The 15,601-nt window shown below is 67.5% G+C and carries 15 protein-coding genes; 8 read left to right on the forward strand and 7 right to left on the reverse strand.

The genetic code is table 11. The features are described 5' to 3' along the window. Positions 1–121: 121 nt before the first annotated feature. Entirely contained in the window at positions 122–1,303 is a 1,182-nt protein-coding gene (gene wecB / locus F1D05_RS28955) for a non-hydrolyzing UDP-N-acetylglucosamine 2-epimerase (protein WP_185443585.1), read from the forward strand. Here the strand turns inward: wecB and F1D05_RS28960 are convergent. Further along, entirely contained in the window at positions 1,258–1,770 is a 513-nt protein-coding gene (locus tag F1D05_RS28960) for a hypothetical protein (protein WP_185443586.1), read from the reverse strand. The genes wecB and F1D05_RS28960 overlap by 46 nt on opposite strands. A gap of 34 nt (positions 1,771–1,804) precedes the next feature. Here F1D05_RS28960 and F1D05_RS28965 point away from each other — a divergent pair, with 34 nt between their 5' ends. From F1D05_RS28965 to F1D05_RS28975, 3 genes are read left to right on the forward strand one after another with little or no spacing between them, the layout of a single operon-like run. Continuing rightward, entirely contained in the window at positions 1,805–1,987 is a 183-nt protein-coding gene (locus F1D05_RS28965) for a hypothetical protein (RefSeq protein ID WP_185443587.1), read from the forward strand. Between the two features lie 13 nt (positions 1,988–2,000). Continuing rightward, positions 2,001–3,233 (forward strand): FG-GAP repeat domain-containing protein, encoded by a 1,233-nt coding sequence (locus tag F1D05_RS28970; protein ID WP_185443588.1) that lies wholly within the window; start codon positions 2,001–2,003, stop codon positions 3,231–3,233. Further along, positions 3,223–4,527 carry an acyltransferase family protein gene (locus F1D05_RS28975; protein WP_185443589.1) on the forward strand — a complete coding sequence of 435 codons (1,305 nt, stop codon included), beginning with the start codon at positions 3,223–3,225 and terminating at the stop codon, positions 4,525–4,527. Before F1D05_RS28970 ends, F1D05_RS28975 begins: the two co-directional genes overlap by 11 nt. Before the next feature lie 491 nt (positions 4,528–5,018). Here F1D05_RS28975 and F1D05_RS39455 read toward each other — a convergent pair whose 3' ends face one another. From F1D05_RS39455 to F1D05_RS43220, 3 genes are all read right to left on the reverse strand, one after another. Continuing rightward, positions 5,019–6,857: an HNH endonuclease signature motif containing protein gene (locus tag F1D05_RS39455; protein WP_246486064.1), complete on the reverse strand. Its 1,839-nt coding sequence runs from the start codon at positions 6,855–6,857 to the stop codon at positions 5,019–5,021. Positions 6,858–7,205: 348 nt separating this feature from the next. Continuing rightward, a complete protein-coding gene (locus F1D05_RS28990) occupies positions 7,206–7,781 on the reverse strand; it encodes a nicotinamidase (RefSeq protein ID WP_185443591.1) in 576 nt (191 codons plus the stop codon). Next, on the reverse strand, positions 7,766–8,119 hold the full coding sequence (locus F1D05_RS43220; protein ID WP_185449580.1) for a TetR/AcrR family transcriptional regulator: 354 nt from the start codon (positions 8,117–8,119) through the stop codon (positions 7,766–7,768). Before F1D05_RS43220 ends, F1D05_RS28990 begins: the two co-directional genes overlap by 16 nt. A gap of 65 nt (positions 8,120–8,184) precedes the next feature. Between F1D05_RS43220 and F1D05_RS29000 the strand changes: the two genes are divergently transcribed. After that, positions 8,185–8,946, forward strand: a complete 762-nt coding sequence (locus F1D05_RS29000) for a sulfite exporter TauE/SafE family protein (RefSeq protein ID WP_246486066.1) — start codon at positions 8,185–8,187, stop codon at positions 8,944–8,946. Between the two features lie 46 nt (positions 8,947–8,992). On the opposite strand, the gene F1D05_RS29005 is transcribed toward F1D05_RS29000, so the two are convergent. Beyond that, positions 8,993–9,772, reverse strand: coding sequence for an SDR family NAD(P)-dependent oxidoreductase (locus tag F1D05_RS29005; RefSeq protein WP_185443592.1), 780 nt, complete (start codon positions 9,770–9,772; stop codon positions 8,993–8,995). Between the two features lie 217 nt (positions 9,773–9,989). Here F1D05_RS29005 and F1D05_RS29010 point away from each other — a divergent pair, with 217 nt between their 5' ends. Next, a complete protein-coding gene (locus F1D05_RS29010; protein ID WP_206685867.1) occupies positions 9,990–12,182 on the forward strand; it encodes an RICIN domain-containing protein in 2,193 nt (730 codons plus the stop codon). Between the two features lie 65 nt (positions 12,183–12,247). On the opposite strand, the gene F1D05_RS29015 is transcribed toward F1D05_RS29010, so the two are convergent. Then, positions 12,248–12,886: a TetR/AcrR family transcriptional regulator gene (locus F1D05_RS29015; protein WP_185443593.1), complete on the reverse strand. Its 639-nt coding sequence runs from the start codon at positions 12,884–12,886 to the stop codon at positions 12,248–12,250. Between the two features lie 53 nt (positions 12,887–12,939). Between F1D05_RS29015 and F1D05_RS29020 the strand changes: the two genes are divergently transcribed. Together F1D05_RS29020 and F1D05_RS29025 are read left to right on the forward strand one after the other, a co-directional pair. Then, complete coding sequence (locus tag F1D05_RS29020; RefSeq protein ID WP_185443594.1) at positions 12,940–13,467, forward strand: ester cyclase; 528 nt, start codon at positions 12,940–12,942, stop codon at positions 13,465–13,467. Between the two features lie 176 nt (positions 13,468–13,643). Beyond that, positions 13,644–14,492, forward strand: coding sequence for an SAM-dependent methyltransferase (locus tag F1D05_RS29025; RefSeq protein WP_185443595.1), 849 nt, complete (start codon positions 13,644–13,646; stop codon positions 14,490–14,492). Here the strand turns inward: F1D05_RS29025 and F1D05_RS29030 are convergent. Then, positions 14,489–15,541, reverse strand: a complete 1,053-nt coding sequence (locus F1D05_RS29030) for a hypothetical protein (RefSeq protein WP_185443596.1) — start codon at positions 15,539–15,541, stop codon at positions 14,489–14,491. The genes F1D05_RS29025 and F1D05_RS29030 overlap by 4 nt on opposite strands. Between the last annotated feature and the right edge of the window lie 60 nt (positions 15,542–15,601).

Raw genomic sequence — 15,601 nt, forward strand, 5'->3', positions numbered from 1 at the left:
TATGCCCGGGCTCAGCGACCTGAGCCTGACCCTGCCAGTACAAGTCAAACGCTCGCATAACCCACCCGCCCTCCCAGCGAGGCCGCGCGGCGATCCCGCACGGCCGGAACCAGGAAGAATTATGCGCAAGGTAGCTGTCATCCTCGGGACCCGACCCGAAGCCATCAAGTGTGCGCCGGTGATCCGGGCACTGCAGGACGACCCGCGGTACGAACCGCTCGTGCTGTCCACCGGTCAGCACCGTCAGATGCTCGACGAGACGCTCGCCGCGTTCGGGCTCAAGGCCGACGTCGACCTCGGCGTGATGACCGACAAACAGACGCTGTCCCAGGTCACCCATCGGGCGCTCAGCGGGCTGGCCGGTCCGTTGACCGATGCCGGGGTCGAGGCGGTGATGGTGCACGGCGACACCGCCACCACGCTGGCCGGTGGCCTGGCGGGTTTCCATCACCAGATCCCCGTCGTACACATCGAGGCCGGTCTGCGCAGTGGCAACCTCTACTCGCCCTTCCCGGAGGAGGCGAACCGCCGGCTGGTCGCCCAGCTCAGTGAGCTGCATCTCGCCCCGACGCCCGGCAACTACGCCAACCTGATCCGCGAAGGCATCAACGAGTCCAAGATCGTTGTCACCGGCAACACTGTGATCGACGCGCTCCGCTGGGCCAGTGGCCAGGCGGTCGACTACGGGCATCCGTCGCTGGAGGACCTGGACGAGGACCCGCGCCGGGTGATCCTGGCCTCGGCCCACCGCCGCGAGTCGTGGAGCAAGCTGGACGAGATCGGCGCCGCCATCCGCGAGATCGCCACCACCGAGGCGGTGCGGATCGTCGTACCGCTGCATCGCAATCCCGTTGTGCGCAAGGCGATGCTGGCCCAGATCGACGGCTTGCCGACCGTGGACATCGTCGACCCGCTGTCGTACGTTTCGTTCTGCAGGCTGATGCTGCGCAGCGACCTCATCTTGTCCGACAGCAGCGGAGCAGAGGAAGAAGGCCCCGCGCTAGGCAAGCCCACGCTCGTACTGCGTGACATCACCGAGCGGCCCGAGGCAGTCGCAGCCGGTACTGCGCGGTTGGTCGGCCGTACTCGGGAGAGGATCACCGCCGAGGTTCGCGGCCTCCTCCACGACCAGGACCGCTACACCCGGATGTCCACCGCGGCCAACCCGTACGGCGATGGCAAAGCGACCGATCGGGTCGTCGGCGCACTGGCTCATTTCTTCGGCGACGGTCCGGCTGTGATGCCGTTCGTACCGGGTCACCGGATCCTGGCGGCGCCCGACCTGATCAGGTCGGTGGCCTGATGAGCCGGCTTGCCTTGTCGAACCGGTTCGTCGAGGCGACGTACGTCGAGCAGCCGAAGGACCACCCGATCGGGAACCGGGCGATCGTGGTGAATCCGGGCCTGACTCCCGTCTGGGTAGGGGAGGAGCCGGTTCGCTATATCCCGGCCCTCTCGTCGACCGTGCTGCGGGAGACGCGGGTCGAGAGCGGTGACTCCGTGCTGGTGTTCGAGATCCTCGACGAGGAGGACATCGCGGAGATCGTGCACGAGCCGGGTTGGAACCTCTTCGCCGATCTGTTGCCGGGATTCCCGCGCGAGACCTTGCTCTACCGGGGTCCGCTGGAGGACCTCGGCGTCGTCGAACTCGACCAGGGTGTCGCGCTGGGGGAGCTGCCGACCGGGGCCGCGGCCGTTCCGGGTGTCGGTGAATCTGTGGTTCGCGCCGGCCGGGACCGACTGCGCGATCCACAACGAGCACGACTTCATCGAGATCCACTCGCAGCTCCACGGCTACGGCCGGATGCAGAAGTTCAAGGACCGCGACCACACCACCTTGTACGAGGACCTGCGGATGAGTCCGGGTCATACCCCGCCGGTGCCGTTCTGCCGGAGCGTTCCCGGCGGCTTCGTCTATCCGTGGCACCAGTACCGGGCCGATTCGGACTGTGTCTGGCTCGCCGTCGAATACCACGCAGTTCACTGAGGAGGAGAACATCATGGTGACACCGCCCCGATTCACCGCTGAAATTGTTGCCGAGCAACTGCGCGACGGCTACTGGCTGGAGGCGCCGGACATCACCGGCGACGGCAGCCCTGACTTGTTCGGCTACGGCCTGCGCCTCGGCGAGATCTACTGGTACGCCAACGAGCCCGGCTGGCCGCGACGGCTCATCACCGACGGGTACCGGATGCCGGTCGGCGCCGACTACGCCGACATCAGCGGCAACGGTCATCCCGACGTGGTCGTCTGCTACGAGCTGTACGGACCGATCGGCACCATCCACGACCCGGACGAGGCCGGTGGCAAGATCGACTGGATCGAGAACCCGGGCGACGCGGGTAAGTCGGAGGAGCGCTGGAAGAAGCACTACATCGGCCGCGCGACCGGGATGCACCGGCTCCGGGTCGGTCACTTCACCCGCACCGATCGGCTCGAGGTGATCGGCCTGCCGATCGTCGCGAAGGCCGACGTCCACGCAGTACTGCCGGTTGTGCTGTTCACCCAGCCGGACGACGTTCAATCAGCTGCTGAGTGGCCCAAGACGGTCATCGACGACACGTCGTTCCGGATGATCCACGGCGCGGAGAAGCGCAAGGGGCTGATCCCTGGCTCGGATCTCGAGTCGATCCTGCTCGCGTCGGACGAGGGCGTGACGTGGCTCTGGTACGACGCCGCGCAGGGGGAATGGCGCAAGGAGCTGATCGGGACCGGTGAGCTGACCCAGTTCGAAGAGACCGGGTTCCGCGGGAGCGGCGATCTCGATGCTGGTGGTCTCGGTGGCAACCCGTTCGCGTACGTCGCGGCGATCGAGCCCTTCCACGGCAACGCGGTCGGGGTGTATGTGAAGGACGCCGACGGGGGATGGCAGCGGACGCTGCTGGATGTGTACGGCGACCCGAACGAGAACGGTGAGGGTCCGGGACACCAGATCGTCTGCGCGGACTTCGACGGGGATGGGGACGACGAGTTCCTGGTCGCCCTGCGTGGACCGTGGCCGTGGCAGGGAGTCATGTACTACAAGGCGATCGATGCCCAGCGTGGCATCTGGGCGAAGTGGCGAGTAACAGACGAGTCGGTCGCCCGGATCGCCACCGCCGACTTCAACGGCGACGGGCGGCTCGACTTCGCCACCATCGCGTACTCCGTCCAGAACTACTACGTCGCCAAGGACGCGAAGGTCATGCTCTACCGCAACGAAACCCCTCAGGTGGGCTCCGATGTCGACTGAAACCTCCGCTTCCACCCCGGCTGCCGCAACTGCCGCCACTGCCGCCGCCGAGCTGGCTGCCGCTGCTGCCGCCGCCGAGCGGGCTGCCGCTGCTGCCGCCGCCGAGCGGGCTGCCGCCACTGCCGCCACCGAGCTGGCTGCTGCCGCCGCGCCGGGCAGCAAGCGAGCGCCCTTGCACTCGCTGACCGGGTTGCGGTTCATCGCCGCTTTGCTGGTCTTCTTCTTCCATCTCACGCTGTCGAACTCGCCGGTGCCGCCGAACAGCCCGGTGAATCCGTTCGCCGACGCGGGGCTCGCCTCGTTTCTGGAAACCCTGTTCAGCAAGGCCGGCTACCTCGGCGTCTCGTTCTTCTTCGTGCTGAGCGGCTTCGTGATCACCTGGTCCGCCACTCCGGGAGAAGGCGCACTCCCGTTCTACCGGCGCCGGCTGCTGAAGATCTTCCCGAACCACCTCGTCATGTTCGCGGCGGCGATGATCCTCTTCGCCGGCGCGACCACCCGGCCCGGCGCCTGGATCCCGAACGTCTTCCTGCTGCACTCGATGTTCCCGCAGGGCGACGTCTACGTCAGCGTCAACCCGCCCTCGTGGACCCTCTGCAGCGAACTCCTCTTCTACCTGTCGTTCCCCTTGCTGATCAAGCCGATCCGGCGGATCGCGGCGAACCGGCTCTGGTACTGGACCGGCGCGATGGTGATCGCCATGGTCGGTGTCCAGCTTGTCACGCAGTACCTGATCTCCGATTCGCCCAAGTCGCCGATCACGCCGATCTCGGTGACGCAGTTCTGGTTCGGCTACATCTTCCCGGTCCCGCGGATGTTCGAGTTCATTGTCGGCATGCTCGTCGCCCGGGCCGTGATGGCCGGCCGCTTCCCGCGGATCGATATCCGCTGGTCGATCCCGGCGATCGTCCTCGGCTACGTCGCCGCTCTGAAGGCTCCGTTCGTCTACGGCTTCTCGGTCGCGTCGATCCTGCCGATCGTGCTGGTCATCGGCGCGTTCGCCACCGCCGACCTCCGCGGCGAACGCACCGGCGTCAACAACAAGACCTGGCGCTGGCTGGGCGAGATCTCCTTCGGCTTCTACATCTGCCAGGGCGTCGTCATCTTCTACGGCCGCACCCTGTTCGGATCCGACCCCTTCAGTACGCCGGTCGCCATCCTCGTCGCGATCGCTCTCTTCATCGCCACCCTGCTGGCGGGCTGGGGCCTGCACTCCTTGGTGGAGCGTCCGATGATGCGCCGCTTCGCCAGGCCCCGCCCCAATGCCACCGCACCCCCACGCCAAGGGAACTGACTCACCACCTCCGCCCCCGTTTCAAACCACCCACCCCCACCACCCACCACCCACCAAGCCAACCGAGCCACCCGAGCCACCCGAGCCACCCGAGCCACCCGAGCCAACCGAGCCACCCGAGCCACCCGAGCCAACCGAGCCAACCGAGCCACCCGAGCCAACCGAGCCAACCGAGCCAACCAAGCCAACCGAGCCGGCCTGACGAGCGACATCACCAGCGCGCGCCCCAAGCCGCCAGTCCCCGGCCGTACCTCGGTCGGCCTGACCTCGCGAGCCTCGCCAACCATGTCTCAAGTGGGCGTGGCGGGCGGGGTTGGCTGCGTGAGGTGCTCAATGGTTGCGAGGGGTCTGCCGGCGTCGCGTTGGACTCGAGTGGCTGGGCAGGCCGGGCCGATAGGTGCGGTGCTGTTCCCCGGCTGAGGCCAGGGGCGGTGGTGGTATCGCGGCCCGGCCCCGGGCGGGGGGCCGGGGTGGTGGCCGGGGGGGCGGGGTTAGCCGGTGTCGAGGGTTTCGGGGGCCCAGGGGTCGTAGTCGGCCGGGGGTCGGGTGGCTGGTGGTGGCGGGTCGTTGGCCAGGGGAAAGGCACGGACCGGGCGTCCCGGCCGGTCAGGCCGGTCGGGACGGTCAGGCCGGTCAGGACGGTCAGGACGGTCTTGTCGCCTGAACGGGTCGTTGGTGGTGTGCTCGGTGGGGCGTGACGCGGCGTCGCGGTGGGGTGTGTCGGCGGTGTCGGCTGGTGGTGATGGTGAGGTGCTGGGTGGTTGGGTGTGGCGGGGTGGGGTAGCCCAGGTGGGGCGGGTGATGTGGACGGTGCCGTTGGTGATGGTGATGGTGTAGTGGCCGGCGTGGACTGCTTTGTGGTCGGTGCTGCAGAACAGGGCGAGGTTTTCCAGGCAGGTGGGGCCGCCGTCGATCCAGTGGATGAGGTGGTGGGCGTGGCAGTAGCGCGGTGGCGCTCCGCAGATGACGCACCCTTTGTCGCGCTTGTTCAGGGCGCGTCGGATCGCTGTGGTGACGAAACGTTCCTCGCGGCCCACGTCGAGGGGTTCGGAGTCCGAGCCGAGCACGATCGGGATGATCGCGGCGTCGCAGGCCAGGCGGCGGACCGCTGCCGCGGACAGGCTGTCACCGAACTGGAGGTTCCCGGTCGCGTCGCGGCCTTGTTGTTTCAGGTCGGTGTAGTCGATGGTGACGGTCACATGCGGCTTCACGCCGCCGTGGCCGGGAAGGTCACCGGTACCGGCGGCGACGGTCAGCACCTGGGTGAGGGCGTCGGCCTGGCGTTTGTCGCGCGACCGCGGGTCGAGTTCACCGTCGACTTTGCGGGGTTTCGCGGCGGCTTCGATGAGAGTCTTGAACAGTTCGGCGTTGGCGTTGGCCAGGAACCCGGAGAACTTCACGCCACGGTCGGCGTTGGTGAGGTGGAGCGCTTCGCGGCGTTCGGCGGCGTCTTCGGCCGGTTCGGGGCCGTCGGTGTCGAGGACCTCGCAGACCTGTTTGCCGAGTCGTTTCAGTTCCCATGACGTCAGGTGCCGGGCGGCTTCGACCATCTGCTGTTCGGCGACCCGTAAGGTCTCCACCGCCACCATCGCCGCCGCCGGGACTGCTTCGAGTGTGGACACGATCGCTTCGGCCTGGGCCGGATGCAGCAACACCGCCAGCAGTTCGGCGTCAACTGGCTCATCGGCCGGGGCACCGGTCTGGCCGGGCTCGGCGTCGCCGTCGGCGTCGACGTCGGCTGAATGACCGGTCCGGGCTGGCGCGGTGCCGGCGCCGGCCGGGTCACCACCGGTCTCGCCGGTCTCGCCGGTCTCGCCGGTCTCGCCGGTCTCGCCGGTCTCGCCGGTCTCGCCGGTCTCGCCGGTCTCGCCGGTCTCGCCGGTCTCGCCGGTCTCGCCGGTCTCGCCGGTCTCGCCGGTCTCGCCGGAAGCGTCGGCGTAGTGGATGGCCGGCTCGTCACCCGTCTCACCGGTCTCGCCGGAAGCGTCGGTCTTACCGGAAGCGTCGGTGTAGTGGATGGCCGGGTCGTCACCGGCGGGTGTGTGCGGGTCGGGCAGGGCTGCGGTGACGGCGGGGTATTTGGTGAGGGCGGCAGCTAGGGCGAGGTCGCGTTTCACCTCGGGGTGGTTGAGCCGGTGGCGCGTCGCGATGAACCGGGTGGTGCCTTGGCCGCTGATCTCTTGGGTGTGGCCGGTCTCGTCGAGTCGGGCGATGACTTCGAGGCGGTAGGTCTCCCGGCGCGCGGACTCGGCATGCAGCGCGTCGAGAGCGGCGACTGCTTCCTCGCCACTCATCATGCACGCGGGCCGCGCGGACAAGAGGAGTTCCATACAGCTAACACTAGACCCGCCCACCGACAGTTTCCGAACCCACGAATCCCTTGTGGACAAGGGATTCCACGATGTACGAGATCTGGCCAAGTTGTCCACAGCACCGATCAGGCTGTGGACAAAAGCACCGTTTGCGGGCCCGTCTCCTGGTTGGTCTGGTTCGGTGTGGTGAAGCTGAGGGAGGCTTTTTGGGTACTGCGCTTTGTCGCTCGGGTGGTCGTTCGGCGGGAAGACAAGGTGGGCCCGGTTCGGCTGACCCAGCACGCCGAATCCGTCCGGCGTCTCGTGCCAGGTCGTGAACGGGTTCGGTACGCCGGGAGGCAGGTCCACTCCGGGCGGGCGCTCCGGTCAGGTGAGGTTGACGCCCGCCGTACGGAGGTCGACGAGGGCTTGTTCGGTGCTGGCCGGTGCCACCCCAGCGGTGAGGCCGGTCAGCACCGTAGTACCGAAGCCCTCGTTCTTCGCGTCCAGTGCGGTGGCGCGGACGCAGTAGTCGGTGGCGATCCCGCAGACGTCCACCTCGGTGACGCCCTTGTGCCGGAGCCACTCGGCCAGACCTTCACCGTTCTGGCTCTTGCCCTCGAAGCCGGAGTACGCCGCGGCGTACTCGCCCTTGTCGAAGATCGCGTCGAACGGCTGCGGATCGAGATTCGGGTGGAAGCCGACCCCGTCGGTGCCGGCCACGCAGTGCCGCGGCCAGGAGTCGACGAAGTCGGGTGTCTCGGAGAAGTGGTCGCCCGGGTCGATGTGGTGATCCCGGGTGGCGACGACGTACCCGTATCTGTGCTCGCCAGGCTCGGCCTCGTGCCACTCGTGCAGCAACGTGCCGATCCGGAACGCGACATCCGCCCCACCGCTGACCGCCAGACTCCCGCCTTCGCAGAAGTCGTTCTGCACATCCACCACAATCAACGCCCGAGCCATCGCAACGCTCCTTCGCCGGTGTCCTGCCCCTCACGGTACAAGCCCCACCCACCTTGTCCGGTGAGGCTCTCGTACAAGCCGCGGTCCGTCGCCTGGCGGGCGGCCGTCTGCTCGAAGAAGGTGACCATGGCCGACCACGGATCGTCGGTGGTCAGCGCTTCGCGCGCGTCGGCCGCGATCTGGGCGGTGGCGTCGGCCAGTACGGCGGCCGCGATCGCCTGCTTGTTCGGGAAGTGCCGGTACGCCGTCCCGACCCCGACGCCCGCGTGCCGGGCGATGTCGTCGAGCGTCGCGCCGAACCCGTGGTCCGCGAAGACCGTCCGGGCGGACTGGACCAGCCAGGCCCGGTTGCGGACGGAGTCCCCGAAGCGGAGGTTGTCTCTCCGATCCTTAGGGTGGAGGCATGGACCTGACCGGGATGCAGCAGCTCGCCGTGGTCGCGGCCGGGCTCGGGGCCGGGATGCTGACCTCTACGGTCGGGGTGGCGTCGCTGGTCAGCTTTCCGGTGCTGATCGCCCTCGGGATCCCGCCGGTCGTCGCCAATGTGTCGAACACGCTCGGGCTCATCCCCGGCAGCCTGAGCGGAACATTCGGGTACCGCCGGGAACTGATCGTGAAGCCGCGAGTGGTCTGGTTCGTAGTGCTGACCTGCTCTGTCGGGGCCGTTGTGGGCGCCGTACTGCTGCTGTCCCTGCCGCCCGGCGTGTTCGAGGCCGCCGTACCGTGGCTGATCGTCCTTGCTTGCCTGACCGTTGGGGTGCAGCCGCTGATCGCTCGCTGGCTGCGGCGACACGGCGAACCGGGCGGCTCGCGAGGAAGGTTGTCGCCGGCAACCACCGTGTTCGCGGGGCTGACCGGCGTGTACGGCGGGTACTTCGGCGCCGGTGCCGGAGTGATGATGATGGCCGTACTCAGCCTCGGCCTCGACCTGGACCTCCGGGTCGTGAACGCTCTGAAAACCCTGGCCCTGATGGTCGCGAACATTGTCGCCGGCCTGATCTTCGTCTTCGTCGCCGACGTGAACTTCACGGTCGCCGGCCTGCTGGCGATCGGCTCGGTGGTGGGCGGCTACGTAGGCGCGCACATCGGCCGCCGCCTGCCGCCCACCATCCTCCGCGTCCTCATCATCGCCGCGGGCCTGACCACCGCCATCACCATGTTCTGACGACCGCGCTACCTGGCCGCCGCCGAACCCAAACGCCGCGGTCGGTTCAGGCAGCGAACATGGCGCCGCCGTTGACGCGGATGATTTCGCCCTGGGTGGCAGTGGTGCGAGGCGAGCAGAGGAACACGATCGCCGCCGCCACATCCGTTGCCTCAGGCAAACGCCGGGCGGTGAACTGTTGCGCGATCTGCTCGAGCGCGGGCTTCGGGATCATCCGGTGCTCGCCGTTCTCCAAGGTGATCCCGGGCATCACGATGTTCACGAGCACACCGTCCTGGCCGAGGTCGTGCTGCAGGCTCGCCACCATCCCGTGCAGGCCCGCCTTCGCGGCGCCGTACGCCCAGGACCCGGCCATTCCGCGCTCCACCAGATCCGTTGACAGCAACACCAATCGCCCCTGCGTGGACCGCCGCAACGCCGGCGCCGCAGCCTGGACCAGGTAGAAGTTCCCCTCCAGGTTCGCCCGCATCACCGGCACCCACACCTCGGGCTTCGCGTCCTCGATCCGCGTCGGCCGATCATGGAAGCCCGCCGTACCCCAGTTCACCGCATTGCCCACCAAAGCGTCCAGCCCACCCCAATGCTCCACCGTCGCCCCGACCGCAGCGGCAATCGACTCGGGATCGCCCAGCTCCATCCGTACGGCGTACGCCTCACCGCCCGCCTTCTCGATCTCCTCCAGCACCTCGTCGGCGGCCTCCTCGCGCGAGTGATAGGTGATCGCCACCCGCGCCCCTTCCCGCGCGAACGCCAACGCGGTCTGCCGCCCGATCCCCGACGACCCGCCGGTCACCAGCGCCGCGGCCCCAGTCAACCCAAGCTCCATCTTCAGCTCCTCCATCTCTAGTGATTAGCCGACTAACCAAAAACCTAGCCGACTAACAATCCATTCGCAACCGTGAATCGCCTCGGCAGCCCGAGCTGCAGTTTTTGGTGCGTCGATGTGGAAACTTGTAGTGAACAGTTGACTTCTGTGCAGTAATGATCAAAATCAGTAGCAGCCTGGCGAGTCCGCTGGCGTCCTCGGCCCCAAAGGAGCTCCTGTGTCACGTTCGCGAAAGACTGCTGTGGTGGCTCTGCTGGGCCTCGGATTACTCGTCGGCGGTATCGGTTCGGCGGCCTCAGCGGCGCCTTCGAACGCGACGTACACCATCTCGGTCGGGTCCAAGGGCAGTTGGGGGACGCCCACCGATACCCCGGCCGGCACGTACATCGACAAGGACGGAACGTTCTACTTCCAGCAGTCCGCCGCCCTCTACGGCACCAGTGAGCCGCGGAAGTGGGACTTCTACACCGGGACGAACTTCGACACCGCGACCAAGTCGAGCGCGATCAGCAACGCGGTCAACCCGAACAACGCCAACGACAAGAACTACGACACCACCTGGCGGTGCAACAACAGCCCCACCGGGCTGGAAGCGACGTTCGCGCCGAGCGGCTCCAGCTACTCACAGAAGAACTTCTGCGACCTCGCCGGTGTCTGGGTCGACCCGGACAGCGGCGACTGGTACGGCCTGGTGCACAACGAGTTCACGCCACAGCCCTTCGGTGACGGTCTGCACTACGACGCGATCGACTACGCGGTCTCCACCGACCAGGGCAAGACCTGGACGATCAAGAGCCACGTCATCACTTCGCCGTACAGCACCAAGCGTAACGACAACACCGCGTTCCCGAACCAGACGTACTCCTACGGCGACGGCGATCAGCGACTGTTCGTCGACACCGCGTCGGGCTATTTCTACGTGTACTACGGCTCGCGGATCGTGGACAAGTCGGGCGGCTGGAAGAACTTCCGCCAGCATGTCGCCCGGGCCAAGATGTCGTCGAAGATGAGCCCTTCTTCCTGGCAGAAGTGGTACGACGGTTCCTGGTCGCAGCCCGGGGTCGGCGGTCTCGAGAGCAACCTCGTCCCGGTCGACTCGAGCAACCCCACCGGGTACACGCCGCTCGCGAAGGAATACCAGCCCACCACCACCGGCACGGTGGATCAGCAGGTCGCGGCCGGCACGCTCTCCCCGACCTCTCCGCTGTTCGTGATGGACATCGCGTACGACGCGTACCTCGGGCTGTACATCGGCGAGCCCCAGGCGGTGCGGCAGGACGGCAACGAACCGCAGCACTTCTACGTCACCGACGATCTCACCAGCCAGAAGTGGTACTCGATCGGCGACACCGGCAGCTACACCACCGCGTCGTGGTACCGCTGGTTCCTCGACAGCGTGAACAAGACGAACTCCACGATCATCGGCAAAGCCTTCCGCTCGTACTGCTCGTTCGGCTGCTCCGGCGGCACTTCCGGCGAGTACGTCAATCTCACGGTCAACTCGACCTCACCCGCAGCCGCGCCACTGGACCTCACGAAGACCTACCGAATCGCCAACGGTGGCGGGCGCGTCCTCGCCCAGCAGTCCGGTACGACGGCAACCACCTCCGTCGGCACCGCCTCGGGATCCACCCTCGAAGCCTGGTACTTCGTTGCCAACGGCGACGGTTCCTACCAGATCCTCAACTCGTCGACCGGCAATGCGCTCGGAGTCGACGCCGGTACGACGGCCAGTCGGGCGTGGGGCGCCAGGCCGACCGTCACCACTGTCGGCTCCACCGCGGGCCAGCAGTGGTGGATCATCAAGAGCGCCGGCGGAACCTTCCGCTTCGTCAACCGCCACAGCGGTCTCGTCCTCGGGCTCTCCGCGGACTCCACCCGCCTCGCCGAGACCACCCCGACCCGCGACTGGACGAACACCACCGGCAACAGCGTCGGCGGAACCCGCACCGCGGCCGAGCAGACCCTCACCGTCAGCCAGCTCGGCACCGCACCGCAGAACCTCAACGGCGTACACACCATCTCGACCGGCGGCAAAGCGCTCGACGACCCCGACCGCAGTACCGCCCCCGGCACGCAGCTGATCACCTGGACCAGCAACGGCGAGACCAACCAGAAGTGGACCTTCACCCAGCAGGCCGACGGTTCTTACACCCTCAAGAACAACTCGTCCGGCCTCTGCGCCGACGTCAACGGCGGCGCCACCACCGCCGGAGCCGCCATCATCCAGTGGACCTGCACCACCGGCGCCAACCAGCACTGGACCGCCACCAAACTTGCCAACGGCAACTACACACTCACCGCAGCCAGCAGCGGTCTGCTCCTCACCACCGCCTCCACCACCGACGGCGCCAAGGTCAGCCAACAACCCAACACCAACACATCTCTCCAGCAATGGACCATCAACTGACCACCCCTGCCGCTGGTGGCTTGTGACCACCCCTGCCGCATGACGCCCTCTGCCCCTGACCGCGGTCAGGGGCAGAGGGCGTTGGTGATGGCGTTGGTCAGCCAGGTTTCGTAGCGGGGGAGGGGCCAGGTGCGGGTGAGGACCAGTAGGTCGTAGAGGTCGATCGAGGTGTAGGTCCAGAGGGTGTCGCGGGTTTCGTCGAGGGGGAGGCCGGGGCGGAGTTGGCCGGTGGAGTGGAGGTGGGTGGCCAGCATTGTCATGCCGGTGAGGCGTTCGGTTTGGAGGTTCTGCCAGACCTCTTCGAGGGTGTCGTCGACGTGGCGGCCGTCGCGGATCAGGATCTGGACCTTGGCTGAGCGTTGCTGGCGATGCGCGAAGCCCTCGACGTACAGGGCGAGCTTGCGGCGTACGTCGGGCTCGGCCTGGATCGCGATCGCCTCGGGTCGCTCGGCGACCGGGATCGGTTCGTCGTCGCCGGCGATGACCAAATCGAAGACGGCCTTCGCCAGGGCTGCCTTGGTGCCGAAGCCCTTGTAGACGCTCTCGGCCGAGACGCCGGCGGTCCGGGCCACGGCCGCGATCGTCGTCGAGCGGAACCCGTCGCGCTCGAACAACTCCTGAGCAGCCTGTACGACGGCCAGCCGCCGCGCCACTGCGCGCTCGCGCCGGCCCGAGGCGTCGTAGGCCCTCTTGACTTCTGCCATCACCAGACCCAATCTAATTGGAGGCAGTTGAACTGTATCGAATTGGAGGGATCATGAACAGCACACCCGGGATCGTGTCGAGCGATCCCCGATCCATCGCGGTCCGCAGCATCCAGATCATGGCGGACGGCGAGCCGGCCGACTTCGAGGAGCTGGTCCACCCCGACGCCGTCAACCGCGAGGACCAGGTGGAGCCGCCTGCCGCCCGGGTGGGCGGGCCGAAGGGGTTCCAGGCGACCGCCCTGTGGCTTCGGGAGGCGTTCGCCGGGCTCCACTACGACATCCATCACGTCGTCGCCGAGGGAGATCTGGTCGCCCTGAACTGCACGATGAGCGGTCGTCATGTGGCGCCCTTCGTCACCTACACGCCCGACGGCGGGGTCGGTACCGCGTTCCCGCCGACCGGCCGGACCTTCGCGGCCACCCAATCGCACTGGCTCCGGATCCAGGACGGCAAGGTGATCGAGCACTGGGCCAACCGGGACGACCTCGGTCAGGCCGAGCAACTCGGCTGGGTGCCGCCGACGCCGGTCTACCTGTTCCGGATGGCCAGGGCGAAGTCGAAGGCCAAGCGCGGCTGAGCGGCGCCACGCTTTCGCCGTACAGGTGTCTGATCGCGGCGGTTTCAGCACAGTTATGTTCGAGCTTCGTCAGACCTTGGGCCGGGAGCCGCAGGCGACGGGTTTGGTGGAACTTGAGGGCGGTAACCTCGTGGATGATCGGTGGCTACCGACAGTTGATCGAGGAGGGACCGCGCGTGACGACAGTCCCTGCCGAAGGCGACGCGTCCCATGTCATCGACGTGAGCAAGCCCAGCGTCGCGCGGGTGTACGACCTTGCTCTCGGCGGTAAGGACAACTACGAGAGCGATCGGGTCATCTACCGGCAGATCATGGAGATCCTGCCCGAGGTCCCTGAGTGGGCGAAAGAGAACCGGCGCTGGCTCCAGCGGGCGGTCCAGTGGATGAGCCGCGAGCAGCGGATCGACCAGTACCTCGACCTCGGCGCCGGCCTGCCGACCGTGCAGAACACCCACCAGATCGCCCAGGGCGTGAACCCGATGGCCAAGGTGGTGTACGTCGACAATGATCCGTCGGTGATCGCCCACGGCCGGGCGCTGCTGATGGACAACGAGCGGACCGATTTCGCGGCCGCCGACTTCACCAGGCCGGACGAGGTGCTCTCCGATCCGGCGGTGAAGGAGACGCTGGACTTCAACCGTCCGGTCGGGCTGATCCAGGCACTGGTCCTGCACCACATCGGCGACCTCGACGAGGTCCTGGCGAACCAGGCCGAGTACCTGGCCAAACTCCCGTCCGGGTCGTGTGTGGCGATCAGCCACGCCTGCAACCCGCGCGACGGCAGCGAGGCGGCGACGCTGGCGGCAGTGTTCGAGGACAAGTTCCGGCCGCATTTCCCGTCGCTCCGCTTCCGGTCGCCGGCCGAGGTCACCTCGATGTTCGGCGACTTCGAACTGGCCGAACCGGGCCTGGTCCGGCTGTTCGACTGGTACGAGCCGGGCGCCCAGCCCGAAGAGAGCCCGGCTGAGAACTACCGCGCTGCCGCGAGCCAGTTCCTCATCTGCGGAGTGGCCCGCAAACCCTAGTCGCCGCGGTTGGGGGTGGGGGTTGCTTCCAGCTTGCGGCGGATCAGGATCAGGCTTTTGGGTGTGCCGTTGTCGAGGGCGCTGGTGACCTGGTCGAGCACGAGCAGGTACTGCTCCTTGTCCGGCCAGTCGAGCGGAACCGAGGAGACCCGGGCGCTCGCGCAGCGGATCTCGAGGCGGAATCGCAGGACGAGGTGTTCGTTCTCGTAGGCAGGGTCCTTCGTCAGGTTCTTCGCGAGCTGGAGCTCCGCGAGCAGTTCCTCGCGAGCCTGCTGAGCGACGGCGTACTGGTCGTGGGTCTCCTGCCAGGCGCGAGCGCCGTCGACTGCCTGCTGGAGTGCGACGGCGACGAGCGCGATGATGCCGGTCTTGATGGCTTCGGCGACCATCGGATCCCCGACGGCCAGCGCGCCGAGTGGCGTCGAGGCCACCGCGATCGTGACCAGCAAGGCGATCTTGAGGATGAAACCGACCAGACCGTCGAGCTGCGAATGGTCCCGGCTGACTTCGATCTCCTGCAGCTTCGTCCGCACCTGCTGGATCTGCGCCAGCGCCTGCTCACGGTCGGCGGAGCCGAGCTCGCCACGCGCGGCCAGGGAAGCCAGTACTCCGTCGACGTCGGCCCGGGTGAGGTGGAGGAGCTCGGCCACGTCGGCCAGCGGCAGGTAGCCGAGCTCGTCGATCGCCACCAGTTGCGGGACGACCTTCCGCACCTGCTTCTTCGTACGCCGGCTGCCGGCCGGCGCGCGCAACTTGGCCGCGGCGGAGGCGAGCAACGCGTCCAGATCGCCGATCACCTCGCGCAAGGCGTTGTCGGCCAGCTTCTTGTCACCCGCGTCGAGAGCGGCCAATCGGGCCCGCTCATGCTGCATCAGAGTCTGCTGTCCGGGCGGCCCGGCCGAAATCGCCTGCGCGTCGTCATCACTCGGCACCGGCGATCCGAACTCGTCGTACTCCGGCAGCTTGCCCGGCCGGGAATCCAGCCCCTTCCCGCCCACCACCGCCGACAGCGCGTCGTCCCGCTTCGGCCCAGGCCTCGAAAAACTCAACTCTCCTCCTAGTGCCCCGAGGTGCGTGCCTGGGCGCCGGTCCACGTCAAAGAACTTCGG

This window comes from Kribbella qitaiheensis, assembly GCF_014217565.1.
GTDB lineage: Bacteria > Actinomycetota > Actinomycetes > Propionibacteriales > Kribbellaceae > Kribbella > Kribbella qitaiheensis_A.